This is a genomic window from Bacteroides mediterraneensis (assembly GCF_016900355.1).
Taxonomy (GTDB): Bacteria; Bacteroidota; Bacteroidia; order Bacteroidales; family Bacteroidaceae; genus Phocaeicola.
On record NZ_JACJKA010000027.1, the window covers coordinates 35,976 to 49,273 of the forward strand.

Annotated in this window: 10 protein-coding genes and 1 rRNA gene; 3 read left to right on the top strand and 8 right to left on the bottom strand. The window is 48.4% G+C overall.

Annotated features, from left to right (window positions below):
* Positions 1-68: 68 nt before the first annotated feature.
* A complete protein-coding gene (locus tag H6A28_RS12770) occupies positions 69-641 on the top strand; it encodes a superoxide dismutase (RefSeq protein ID WP_204480689.1) in 573 nt (190 codons plus the stop codon).
* Positions 642-710: 69 nt separating this feature from the next.
* On the opposite strand, the gene H6A28_RS12775 is transcribed toward H6A28_RS12770, so the two are convergent.
* The 5 genes from H6A28_RS12775 to H6A28_RS12795 are packed head-to-tail and all read right to left on the bottom strand — an operon-like array spanning position 711 to position 8,775.
* The gene (locus tag H6A28_RS12775; protein WP_239465358.1) at positions 711-3,071 is read right to left on the bottom strand and encodes an ABC transporter permease; all 2,361 of its coding nucleotides are present in this window, start codon (positions 3,069-3,071) and stop codon (positions 711-713) included.
* Positions 3,072-3,093: 22 nt separating this feature from the next.
* Positions 3,094-5,454 carry an ABC transporter permease gene (locus H6A28_RS12780; protein WP_204480691.1) on the bottom strand — a complete coding sequence of 787 codons (2,361 nt, stop codon included), beginning with the start codon at positions 5,452-5,454 and terminating at the stop codon, positions 3,094-3,096.
* A 35-nt stretch (positions 5,455-5,489) separates the two neighbouring features.
* A complete protein-coding gene (locus H6A28_RS12785) occupies positions 5,490-6,116 on the bottom strand; it encodes a GIN domain-containing protein (protein WP_204480693.1) in 627 nt (208 codons plus the stop codon).
* Between the two features lie 14 nt (positions 6,117-6,130).
* The gene (locus H6A28_RS12790; RefSeq protein ID WP_204480694.1) at positions 6,131-7,381 is read right to left on the bottom strand and encodes an efflux RND transporter periplasmic adaptor subunit; all 1,251 of its coding nucleotides are present in this window, start codon (positions 7,379-7,381) and stop codon (positions 6,131-6,133) included.
* Between the two features lie 17 nt (positions 7,382-7,398).
* On the bottom strand, positions 7,399-8,775 hold the full coding sequence (locus H6A28_RS12795; RefSeq protein ID WP_204475672.1) for a TolC family protein: 1,377 nt from the start codon (positions 8,773-8,775) through the stop codon (positions 7,399-7,401).
* A 212-nt stretch (positions 8,776-8,987) separates the two neighbouring features.
* Between H6A28_RS12795 and H6A28_RS12800 the strand changes: the two genes are divergently transcribed.
* Positions 8,988-10,361 (top strand): sigma-54-dependent transcriptional regulator, encoded by a 1,374-nt coding sequence (locus tag H6A28_RS12800; protein ID WP_204480696.1) that lies wholly within the window; start codon positions 8,988-8,990, stop codon positions 10,359-10,361.
* Positions 10,351-11,655: a sensor histidine kinase gene (locus tag H6A28_RS12805; protein WP_204480698.1), complete on the top strand. Its 1,305-nt coding sequence runs from the start codon at positions 10,351-10,353 to the stop codon at positions 11,653-11,655. Before H6A28_RS12800 ends, H6A28_RS12805 begins: the two co-directional genes overlap by 11 nt.
* A gap of 66 nt (positions 11,656-11,721) precedes the next feature.
* On the opposite strand, the gene H6A28_RS12810 is transcribed toward H6A28_RS12805, so the two are convergent.
* From H6A28_RS12810 to rrf, 3 genes are all read right to left on the bottom strand, one after another.
* Positions 11,722-12,168 (bottom strand): hypothetical protein, encoded by a 447-nt coding sequence (locus H6A28_RS12810; protein WP_204475669.1) that lies wholly within the window; start codon positions 12,166-12,168, stop codon positions 11,722-11,724.
* Positions 12,169-12,334: 166 nt separating this feature from the next.
* The gene (locus H6A28_RS12815) at positions 12,335-12,979 is read right to left on the bottom strand and encodes a MarC family protein (protein ID WP_204475668.1); all 645 of its coding nucleotides are present in this window, start codon (positions 12,977-12,979) and stop codon (positions 12,335-12,337) included.
* 207 nt (positions 12,980-13,186) lie between these two features.
* Positions 13,187-13,297, bottom strand: a 5S ribosomal RNA gene (gene rrf, locus H6A28_RS12820).
* Position 13,298 lies beyond the last annotated feature (1 nt).

Genomic DNA, 13,298 nt, shown 5'->3' on the forward strand with positions numbered 1-13,298 from the left:
AAACTAAATCCCGATTTTTATCGTAAATTAGAGGCAGATAAATTATCCACCTTTAAATCAAAAAGACAATGAAACATTCACTTCCTGCACTTCCGTACCAACTGGATGAGCTGGCACCGAAAATGAGTAAAGAAACCTTGGAATATCATTACGGAAAGCATCTGCAAACGTACATTGACAACCTCAACAAACTGATTGCCGGTACGCCGTTTGAAGATAATAGTCTGCAACAGATTGTGCTGGAGGCAGAAGGCCCCGTATTCAACAACGCGGCCCAGACGTGGAACCACACGTTTTTCTTCGACACACTGACTCCGCATCAGCTGGAAATGCCTCAACCGCTGGCCGATGCACTGGCACGCGACTTCGGGTCAGTAGAAGCCTTCAAGGAAAAGTTCACACAGGCAGCGACCACACTGTTCGGCTCCGGATGGACCTGGCTGGCAAGCGACAAAGACGGACACTTGTCCATCGTCAGTGAATCAAATGCCGGGAATCCGCTCAAAAAAGGGCTGAAACCGTTGCTGGTTATCGATGTATGGGAACACGCCTATTACATTGACTACCGCAACCGACGGGCGGCCTACATTGAAGCCTTCTGGGGACTGGTCAACTGGGCCAAAGTCGGAGCACGGCTCTAAAAAATAAATCGGGGCTTCCGGTCACTGCCGGAGGCCCCGATAAGTTATAGACTTACACACACTGAAATATTATTCGGTCTTAATATTGTTCACCGGATTTTCCCGGACGGCTTTCCAGCTGATGAGACACACGGAACCCAAGGATATCAGGGCTACCAGCAGGAAGGCGACTCCAAACACGCCCCACATCGTCGTCGGTGAATAGTGCAGGATGCGGTCAATCTGTTGCACGCCAAACCAGGAAAGGGGAACCGCACACACCACTCCTACCAACAAGGACAACAGGGAAAAACGAAGCAAGCGTGCCCGTTCCATGCCCGCACTGGAACCGAATACTTTCCGAATGGCAATGTCGCGTTTGCGCTGGCTGATGAAATAAATACTCATGGCTGTCAGCCCCAACAACGATATCAACAAGGCGGCGCAAGTAAAAGCCACGATAAGGGTACGCAGGTGCAACAAATCCTGGTATTTCTCACGCATCTCATCGCCATACCACTTCGACTCAAAAGGTGCCCCGTCGATAATTTCTGAATACAAGGTGTCGAGCTCTTTCTTATAGGCTGGCAGATCGCCGTCGATGGTCTCGATCAGCACATTCCAAGCACCCAAGCTATCAGGATGTTCCACTAAAAGGAAAGTGGGCGACTGCGGATCGAGTACAGACCGGAACTTGAAGTCGGCATATCGTCCACCTACCATGTACGAGCGAGCGTCAATATCGTGCAAGGCAGGAGTACGGTCATAGGCCAGTTGCAGGGAATCGAATGTACTTTCAGAGAAATACATCTTAGCCTGCGACAGTTTCCGGTCGTCCAGCAAACGGATATGGAAGATGTCCAAAAAAGCGGAATCCGTACGGAATACCTGAAAACTAAGACTCTTTTGTCGGTTGTGCGCATCGTACATCTGTATCGTATTGTTGTTGCCTCCGCTCAAAGGCACCCCTTGTGTCAGACAAACCTTCTTCACAAAAGGTTTCTTCCGGGCCTCATCGCGGAAAAGACGAATCTTCTCTCTGGAGCCGGCCACCAATGCCGGATAGTCGAGCACATGTCCGTAGGTATAGCCCATCGGTTCATGCAAGATACGGTAAATCTGCACGGACAAGTAGAGGGCGCAGGTCAGCATGGCCACGGTGAGTCCACTTTGTACCACATACAAAATCCGGAGATACACGGCCTTGGTCTTCCGGCGGAAAGTGCCTTTCACCACATCCAGCGGATGATAGTGGGAAAGCAGGACGGCAGGCACCAGTCCGGCCCCCAGCGAAAGCAGGGCAATCCCCACCAGGTAAACCAGTACGGTCATCCACCCCATATCGCCAAAGAGGTCCAGCCGGGTCTGCAACACATCGCTTGCGGTCGGTTCCACCAGTTTGGCCAGTACCAAGGCCAGCAGGAAAGCGCCCACGGTAAACAGGGCCGATTCGCCCATCAAACGCCAGAAGATGCTGCGCTCCGAAGAGCCCAACAGCCGGCGGGTAGCCATTTCCTTGGCCCGATAACTCACCTGTGCCACGCACATGCTGACATAGTTGAACACTGCCATCAGCAGAATCAAGCTACCGGCTGCCAGAAAAATCCATACCCGGGTCAGGTTGTATTGCTGGAACTGCGGACTGGGGATGGAAGCAAAATGCACTTCTTTCAACGAGGTCCAAAAAGCTTCGTGAAACACATCGTGCTGATAGGGCCAGAAAAACGTAGCAAAGAAAGAACGCATGTCGGCATTCTTCCGGTTCGGGTCTGTTCCCTGCGGGAAACGTACCAAGATGGCAGTTCCTCCCACATTGTTCATTTCCGGATTGTGCTTGCTGCTCCCCCAGTTTACAAAATCCACATAGTCAAAAGGTAAAATGGCTTCCACTCCATCGGGTATCAGTGAGTTGTTGAAATTCTTCATGATACCCGTCACCGTGTACACGCCTTTTCGATCGTTCGACAAATGAATCCTCTTTCCTTCCGCAGGTTCCTCTCCAAACAATTTGCGGGCACCTGACTCGGTTAGCACGATGCTGTGTGCATCAATCAGCGCCTGGTCTGGATTTCCCGACAACAGGGAGTAACCAAAGAAACGGAAGAAATTTTCTTTCACACAATAAATCTCCAGACTGGTTTTCCGGTCGTCGACTGTCGCATAGGTCCCCGACTTATAGGCTTCGGAATTGACGGCACACCAGTCGGCCATTTCCGGATAGCGACTGGCCAACCGTTCGCCCACTAAGTAATTGCCGGCAAAGTAGCTCTCGTTCGACAGGACGTAAATGTGATCGATATCTTTTATATCGTCGCCCACGGTGACCTGTCGCACGACCATGTTGGCTATGAGCAGCACAAACATCAGGGAGATGCCCAGTCCTGCCACATTGACCAACGTAAACAGTTTGTTGCGCTGGAGATAAGTAAAATAAGTTTTCAGTCCTTTCATCGTATTTTAGGGTTTGAAGTTGTCATTCGGTCTTGATGCTCCGCACGGGGTTTTCATTGGCATTCTTCCAACACTGGAATGTCACGGTCAGTACCGTAATGAGGCTGACCAGCAGGAAGGAAGCCACAAATACCCAGGCACGGATGGGTGTCTTGTCGGAAAAGCTTTCCAGCCAGTCGTGGCCTATCCACCAGCCGAAGGGAGCTGCCAAGACGAAGCAGACCACCAGCATGACGAAATAACGCTTGGTAAACATGTAGAGGATTTCAGTGGTGGAACTTCCCATGATTTTCCGGATACCGATTTCCTTGCGGCGATATTCGCTTTCAAATAAGGTAAGCCCAAACACACCAATCATGCTGAGCACAATGGCAATCAAGGAGAACAACAGAATCTGACGGGTGAAACGCAGTTCCCGATGGTAGTTCTGGTCAATCACCTCATCCATGAAACGGAACTTGAAGTCACGGCCCGGAGCTATCTTTTCTGCGGCCTCTGTCAAGCGGTGAATCATGTCCACCTTATCTACTCCCGAAGCCACCCGGATGTTCAAGATGCTGTTCGCATCCCAGACCGCATAATCTTTCCCGTAAATAAAGAAGGCCATCGGCTCTACGGCATCGTTGTTGCGGAAGCTGCTGAAACGGATGTTCTCACAGAATCCGACCACCGGATAATCACCTTGAGTAGCGGGTTCGTCCACCTTCATCCAGGAATATTTCTTCCGGGCTGCCTCATTGAAGATATATACATCCCCGTCGCCCGACTTGAAATTACGACCTTCGGTAATCTTAATGCCAAGCACAGACAAGTAGCGGTAATCTACCGGAAAACAAGCCATCTGTATGTGATGCTCTCCTTCTCCTCTTCCCCACGACATGTAGTTATCGGCTGAACTTAATACGAACTGGGAAATCGAAATTCCTTCTATGCCCGAAATTCCGGACAATTCACTGACAATCGCTTCCCGGCGATCGAGATACTCACCAGGAATCTCTCCCACCAATACGACCTCCTTGTCATAACCATAGTCGCTCTGCTGAATATAACGGCTCTGCAGGTACATGATGCCCACGGAGATAATCAGCATGAAAGAGACGAAGAACTGGAAGCAAACCAAAAACGTACGCAGCATCTTGCCCTTCGGAGAAAGGCCGAACGAACCTTTCAACACCAATGCCGGCGGGAAAGAAGTGACGTAGTAAGAAGGATAGGCTCCGGCCAGCAAGCCCATGCACACGGCAATTCCACCCAAAGCCATCACCAGCCCCGGATGAGACATCAGAGAAAGGTTGGATGCCACCAAGGTACTCAAAGAGGTGTCTTTCAGCAAATAGAGCCAGAGCAAAGACAACAGGAAGCCACACACACAAACCCATACGGATTCTAACAGCAGATACATCCGCAAAGAGCAAGTGGAAGCGCCCAACACCTTCTGGGTATTGATGGAACGCAACCGCATGGGAGTTTCTGCCAGTGAAAAGTTCATGTAGTTGACTGCCGCCGTCAGCAAAATCAGTACCGACACACACAGCAACAGGTACACAGCGGCCTTGCTGGTAGCCGCCTTGTTGCCTACCGTAGAATAATGTACTTCGTCCAGCGGCGTAAAATGAATGAAATTCTCCCAGTCTTCCTCTCCCTCTCCGCTAATCAGTTCTCTTGGAATATTCAGCTTGCAGCTTTCGATGACCGACCGCTCCACATCAGCCAATGAAGCCGGATTATCGAGCCGGATATACAGGGTATAATTCCAGTTCGTCCAGGAATCTTTGTTCAAATCCGAACGGAAAGAAGAGAACACACAGTTGCCCAACTGGGAGTTCTCCGGCATATCCTGATAGACTCCTCCTATCACCAAGGGCTGGTTACGGGATTTACGGTCCATATAAATCGTCTTTCCAATGGCATCCGTGGTACCGAAAAAACGACGGGCCATGGACGCGGAAATCAGGACCTGACCGGGTTCATTGAGAGAAGCGGTCGTACCGCATACCATGGTAGGCTGGAATACCTCCAGGTAATCCCCAAATCCGGTAAACTCTGGCTCTGAATAAATGTGTTCGTCTACCTCAAAATCAGAGGAGTAGTTTGACAAGGAAGTCACTGAAATGGCCTGTATATGGGGAGAAGCAGCTCCCACCAACTCACAGAAGGGACGGGCCAGCCAGATTTGCCAGCCGTAATCTCCGCCGGCATTCACTTCCACCCGATAAATACGGTCGTGTGCCGGATAGGCTTTGTTGTAGTTATAGTCGTAGTCCACCTGCGTCAGGATGACGAAGCAGGCGGCAAACGCGATACTCAATCCTAACAGGTTCAATACGCTGGCCGTAAAGAAACGCCGAAAGGTATGCGAGAAATTTCTGAAAAGTGTGTTCATAAGTTGTTACGTGTTTATTATGTGATGGCAAAATTTTATTCACCGACTTTCAACCGACGGGTAGAAACACTGCCGATGCCGTCTTTGGAAATATGGGCCGACCGGGCTTTTCCGCTCAGGGTGAGACTGCCGACACCTTCCACACTGGCATCCAGCTGGTCACAATCTACCGTCAGCTCGCCACTGCCTACTCCCTCCAAATCGATTTTTACGTTTCGGGCATGCAAATCGGCTACCTTCAAGCTACCAACTCCCTGTACATCAAACTTCACATCTTTCAGGTTCAGACGGGACTTGCAGTTGAACGAGCCGACTCCTTCAAAAGTGACTTCTTGCAAATCAGGGGCACTGACATAGATAGAGAGTCCGTTCACGTTCTTGGTGGTCTTCTGTCCTTTTTCCGCCCACGTAATCAACAAGACTCCGTCTTTCACCGTACACTTTGTCTGATTTACCCATCTCTTTTCACCTTCCACACGAAGTGAATAAGTGTTCGACTGAGTGAAATACACACTGGCCACACTCTCCACTTCAATGGAATGGAAAGCACTCACACTACGGGTTTCACTGACTTTGTCTTCCGAACTGCCTTTGGCACTGATACAGGTTGCACACAAAAATATCATTATCAAACCCACGAATATACTTGCTATCTTTTTCATAATAATTTATCTTTTTAGTTTAATACCAATACTTCATTGTCTTTGTAACTCTCATATCCGGAAATGATGACCCGTTCACCTTTTTCCAGTCCCTCCAGCACTTCGTAATACTGGGGATTCTGCCGTCCGATACGGATTTTACGACGATAGGCTTTCTTTCCATCCTTGTCGACCACAAAAATCCAATTACCTCCAGTCACCTGGAAGAAGGTACCCTTCGGAATCAGCACGCTTTCGGTAGGCTCACCTAACTGCAGGTCGATGTAGTAGGTCTGTCCGCTGCGGATGTTCTCCGGACGCTTGCCCTGGAAAATGAAATCGGTTCGGAAACGTCCGTCGCGCACCTCGGGATACACCTTGCGCACTTTCAGGTTGAACGAAGAACCCTGACGTTCAAAAGTGGCTGGCAGTCCGTTGGTCACACGGTCGATGTAGTGCTCGTCAATCATAGCCTCAATCTTGTAGTCCGACAAGTCGTTAATCTGTCCCACCATCTGACCGGCATTGATATTCTGTCCCAGTTCGGCATCCAGCAGTCCCAGTTCTCCGTCAATGGTAGCCCGCACTTCCAGCTTGTCTTTCCGCTCGCGAATCAGCAAGACGTTCTTGCGCATGTTCTGCAAGTTGTCTTCCATCTGATCCATCTGCACATTACGGTAGATGGAATCCTGCGCCAGACGTTCCATAATCAGCTTGTGCTTCTTCTGAGCCACTTCATAGTCTTCCTTGGCTTGAAGATACTCCTCGCGACTGATGAGCCGTTCCTTGTACAAGCGCTGATATTGCTGGTACGTACGCTGCTTGCGGCGAGTATCAATATCGAGCTGTACCTTCTCAGTCTCGTTGTTCAGCTTGTCCTGCTGCATGGTGACCTGCGTGTTACGGAGCAGGTTCTGTTTCTCTGCCAGTTCAGATTCCGCATTCAGAATCTGCAAGTCCAAGTTGGAGTTGCTCAGACGGAGAATCACATCGCCTTTTTTCACGTGTGCTCCTTCTTCCACCACCTTTTCCTGCACGATACCTCCTTCTTCGGGGCTGAGCTGTACCACGGAAATCGGCTGCACCTGTCCGTTCACCCGGATATAATCATTAAACTTGCCATAGGTTACATCGGCAATGTTCAGCGACTTGCCGTCGACTTTCAGCGTAGAAGCATGATTGCCGAAAATAATCCAACCCAACAACAGAAGTACAACCACTCCTCCTGCGATATAAGGAAGGTGTTTCTTCTGGATTCCTTTTTTCTTTTCTAACTGTATATCCATAATCTCGTCGTTTTTTATCAATCTTTTTTAGCGGTTTCTTCCAGCCCGCGAATAATTTCTTCTCCTTTATAATAGTCTACCAAACGGCATTTCATCAGGTAGGTCAGTTTGCTCTGCAACAACTTAGTCTCACTTTCGAGCAAAGTGGCCGCGTTGTTCTGTACATCGAGCGAGGTCATCAACCCTTCTTCGTATTTCCGGCGGGTGACATGATAGGCCAGTGAATCGGAGTTGACTTTCTTCTCCATCTGGATACTTTCTTTCAAATACCCTTCCCGGTCCTGTACGGCCTGAAGCACCAGTTTCTGCAATTCTTCTTTCTTCGACTCGTACTGCTCGCAGGCAATGCGGTAATTGTTTCTTGCCTGTCGCAACCCGGTCACTCCCGAAAGACGGTTAAAGATAGGAATACTCATGCTGATACCCACATAAGAACCGAAGTTATTGTTGAACTGCGTGCGGAAATCCGGATAGGAAGTGGAATGCAATTCCTTATAATAAGAACTGGAGATACCTCCAAACAAAGTGATGGACGGAACCAAATCGGCCCAAGAAATCTTACGTCGCATATCGGCCACCTTCGCATTCAGTTCCGCCTGACGCAGCGTAGGATTGATATTCAAGGCGATGCGGAACACATCGTCCGCCTGCTCCTGAGTCAGTTGAATATAATGAAGTGTCTGTGTATCGAGTACGGCCGTATCCAATTGCAACGTATCATTTGCCGGAAAGTTCATTTTCTGCTTCAAGGTCAGCAGGGCCGTTTCGTACAGGTTCCGCTGATGTGTCAGGTTGTAGCTGTCGGTGGCTTGCTGGGCTTCCATTTGGGCCACATCGGCCAGCCCTTTCAACCCCAGTTCCTCCTGACGACGGGTCTTATACAGCAATGAATCACTTTCCACCAGTTTCTTGCGGGCCAGCCGCAGAGTACCGTAGCAATACAAGGCATCGATATACGCCTGGAAGGTTTCCAATGCGGTGTTATCCTTGGCTTCCTGCCAGGCAGCCTTTCCCATCAACCAGGCAGCCTTTGAACGGCGTACCTCGTTCACCAGTCCTCCGCCACGGAAAATCGGCATGGAAGCCTCCATGGAATAGGCATTGTTGAGCGTAGACACGGTATTATAAGTATTGGTCTCCGGGTCTACCGAACGACCGAAATTATATTGTAGACCAGTACTTGCACTCACTCCCGGCAAGAAACTGCCGATGGCTTTCATACGGTCCATCCGAGCATTGTCGGCCTCCAGTTCCCGCTGACGGACAGTACGGTTGTGCGCCACCGCATAGCTCATGCAACGGTCTACATCCCAGACCTCCTGCGCCGTAGCTTCCAGCCCCATCCAACCGGAAAGGAGGAAAAGCGTGATGTGTAATAAATTCTTTTTGTTCATATCGTAATCGTTTATCTGCCAAATTCCATTCAAATACCGTGCCAAAAATTTATTTCATTCATTTACAATAAGATACGATATTCACCTAAAATCGAAGTGTCTAATTTTTTGACAATCGGTGTCTAATTTTTTGTCACTGTCCGTATTTTTTAGACATTTTTTATGCCCTCCCCTCGAAAATTCCTATTTTTGTCATAAAATCTCAATCACAGATGGCAAAACAAGGAACTTTACTCGTAGTAGACGACAACCGTAACATTCTTACTTCACTGCAATATCTTTTGGAAGAATATTTTCAACAGGTGATTACACTGAATTCTCCGGTTACCATCCCTTCTCTCCTGCAACGGGAAGCGGTGGATGTGGTACTGCTCGACATGAACTTCTCTTCCGGCATCAACAGCGGCAATGAAGGGCTCTACTGGTTACGCGAAATCAAGCGGCTGCGCCCTCAGATTCAGGTGGTACTGTTTACGGCCTACGCCGACATCAATCTGGCGGTAACCGGATTGAAAGACGGAGCAACCGACTTCGTGGTAAAGCCTTGGGACAATGCCAAACTGGTACAGACCTTGCAAGAGGCCTACGCAAAGGGGCATGGAAATGACAAGAAAGGAAAACAAGCCGCACAACCGGATGAGAAATCCACCATGTACTGGGGTAATTCAGCCGTCATCCGCCCGTTACGGTTGCTGGTAGAGAAAGTCAGCACCACCGATGCCAACATTCTGATTACGGGAGAAAACGGAACCGGAAAAGACATGCTGGCCCGCGAAATCCATCGCCTTTCTCCCCGACGAAACGGGCCGATGGTAGTAGTCGATATGGGAGCCATCACCGAATCACTGTTTGAAAGTGAACTGTTCGGACACGTCAAAGGTTCGTTTACCGATGCCCATACCGACCGTATCGGACGTTTTGAGGCAGCCGATGGCGGTACACTGTTCCTCGATGAAATTGCCAACCTACCCTATCACCTGCAAGCCAAGTTGCTAACGGTGCTTCAGAAGCGGTATTTCATCAAGGTGGGAAGTAACACTCCGCAACCGACCAATATCCGGTTGATTTGTGCCACCAACCGCAACCTGGATGAAATGGTACACAACGGGGAGTTCCGAGAGGACTTGCTATACCGCATCAATACCATCCACCTGCACATTCCGTCACTTCGGGAACGGAAAGAGGATATTCTGCCACTGGCACAGCGCTTTTTGGAACAGTACAACCTGCAATACCAACGTACGCTGACCGGTTTCAGTGCCGATGCCGAACAACGCCTGCTGAACTATCCTTGGTACGGTAATATCCGCGAGTTGCAGCATACCATCGAAAAGGCAGTCATCCTTTCGGATGGCAAGCTACTGAAAGCGGATAACCTGCAACTGGCTGATGTTCCAGCTCCGGAACCGACAAACGTACAGGAAGAAACGAAAGAAGATACTCCGCTGCAAACCTTGGACGAGATGGAAAAGAACCTCGTCAAGAAAGCCATCGAACAATGCGACGGCAACCTGTCACAGGCAGCGGCACAACTGGGCATTACGCGGCAGACACTGTACAACAAAATGAAACGCCATGGCATCTAAATGGTTCTCTTCCCCACTGACACGGATTCTCTCCCTCACAACAGGCGTGTCCTTGCTGACCTTAGGAATAAATGAAAAAGAAAACGGATGTATCCTCATCGGAGCTTGTCTGGTTATCCTCGCCGCCTTTCTCTTTTATTCCAGTCAGAAACAATTACGGGAAAAAAGCTGGCTCATGCTGGAAGCCATCCGCAACCGTGATTATTCTTTCCGCCTGCCTACCCACGGCTTCATCGGAGGCGAACGTATCCTGCAAAATACCTTGAATGAGTTTGGGGCCATGATGGGCGAACAAAAACAACTGATGGAACAGCGGGAACGGTTTTATGAACAAGTACTCTCAGGCATCAGTTCCGGTATTATCGTACTCGACCAAAAAAACAAAATCATCCAAAGTAATCCAGCTGCGGCACGGCTGCTCAGTATTCCGGCCCTTGGCACCCTCCAGCAACTGGAGCGCTACGGAGAAGACATTCCGGAACTGTTGGGCACCTTGCCTGCCGGCGAACGTTGCAACCTGCAATATGCCACCTCCAAAGGAGAAGTGCAATTGTTAGTCCGGGCATCCGTGATGCAATTAGGAGAAAATACGGTCAAGATTCTGACCTTAAACGATATCCGGAATGAGATGGACGCCAAGGAACTTGAATCATGGGTGAAACTGACCCGGGTACTGACACACGAAATCATGAACTCCATCGCGCCGATTTCTTCATTAAGTGAAACCTTCCTACAGCGAAAAGACGTGAAAAACAGCCCTATCTACGAGGGAATCCGTGCCATTCATGAGACATCTACCGGATTGATATCCTTTGTGGATAGCTATCGGAAATTCTCTTCACTCCAGAAACCTTCTCCAGAGCCTTTCTACCTGAAAGAACTCCTGCTGCAAATAGAAAGTATCCACCTCATCCCTTCCCATATACAACTGACCCTTCAAATAGAACCTGAAGACTTGATGCTCTATGCCGATCCGAACCTGATCCGACAAGTACTCATCAACCTGATAAAAAATGCCGTACAAGCCATCGGAGAGCGCACTGGAAAAATTCATATCCGTGCTTACTCCACCAAAGAAGAACATATCCTCATCTACGTAAGCAACGATGGCCCCGCCATCCCCGAAAAGGAAGCCGAAGAGATTTTTGTCCCCTTCTTCACCACCAAAAAGGAAGGTAGTGGTATCGGACTTTCTCTCTCCCGGCAGATTATGAAGCTCTCTAACGGCAGTATCAGTCTACTGAAACCAGAAAGTAACGGTTGGAGTACGACCTTCGTATTAGAATTCTTTTAAAAATGCAGAAAGGCGCTGAATACGTTTATTCAGCGCCTCCCTCTATACCATCTTCACGAGCAATGGTTAAGCCATTGCCAAGTCAGACGAATCTGACTCATGTTTCTTCAAAAGTATCTTCAATCCTTCCAATAAATTCCGGCATCCGTCATTCATCTCTTCTTTCATGCTCCTGTAGCCAAAATCCACATCGCAGGATGGCATGTCGGCTTTCGGTTTGCGTTTGCAGATATCTGCAAACAGATGAATCTTATGCCAATTCCGATAATCCATGAAGCGGGTCAGCAAATCTTTCTGCCACGGCTCCATTACTACCACAAAGTCCGCTTCATCGCGCAAAGCCTCGTTCATGTTCCGTTCCAACTTTCTCCCTCCCGGAGAACCAAATTCCGTCATCTCAGCTGTTACCACCTCCACATCGGTCATGTCAGCTTCGGTGAGTTTCTTCTTAAAAAGAGACTCCATAGAGAACAGCTTTCCGACACGTTCCAGACCGACCAATAGCACTTTCATAAAATCAGATTTTAAAAGTTAATAAAAAGAAGGTACCGAAAATCCTTTCTCGTGGGGAATATAATCATTTAATCTGAAAATGCAAAGAAAACTACAAAATATCAGCTAAATTACACATTTATTATGATTTATCAGGCTTTAAGGGGAAATTCTGACAATCTATCGATTATAAACGACTTTCCTGAATCAGGTCAATTAAAATCGGACGCATACCTCCCACGAAGCATTCCACGGCAATCACCATCAGAATCAATCCCATCAGTCGCATCATCACATTATTGCCTGTTTCCCCTATTACCTTCACCAGTCTGGTAGACAAACGCAGGATAATATAGGTTAGGATATAAACTACGGCTATGACTGCCACCAAAGTGACTTTCAAACTCCAGGTATGGGCATCATCCATCATAATGATACCGTTTGCAATGGCTCCTGGTCCGCACAGCATTGGAATGGAAAGCGGAGTAATAGAGATATCGTCTGCATATGCCTTGATTTCCTCATCCTTGAGCTTTGTATTGGTATAACGGGCCTGCAACATATCGTATCCAATTTTCAAAATAATGATACCCGCAGCAATACGAAAACCATTGGTAGAGATACCAAAGAATTTAAACAAGAACTGGCCACAAAAAGTAAACGCGATTAATATAATAAATGAAATAATTGTCGCTCTTTTCACAATGTGCCGACGTTCTTTCTCTCCCAGTCCGTTGGTCATGGTCAGGAATACCGGCATCGTGCCCAGAGGATTTGTCAATGTGAAAAAAGAAGTGAAGCACAAAAGTGCATAGGGTAGAATTGTATCCATAAAAACATATTTAAAAACCAAAACAAAGATACAATAAAATCCATACGAAAGCCCAAGTCAAAAGGAAATATGGCATAAATTTTCCAGTAGTAGATTAGATTATCACATAGCCTGCAGAAACATCCACAAGTCTACACGCAGAGGAATAATCCCATCCTCGTCAGGGCAAAAAAGCCCAGAAGCATTGCTGCTTCGAGGCTCTATCTAAAACGGCGACTACCTACTCTCCCACTTGTACGCAGTACCATCGGCGTGGCGAAGCTTAACTTCTCTGTTCGGAATGGGAAGAGGTGGAACCTTCGCGCCATAGTCACCTTAA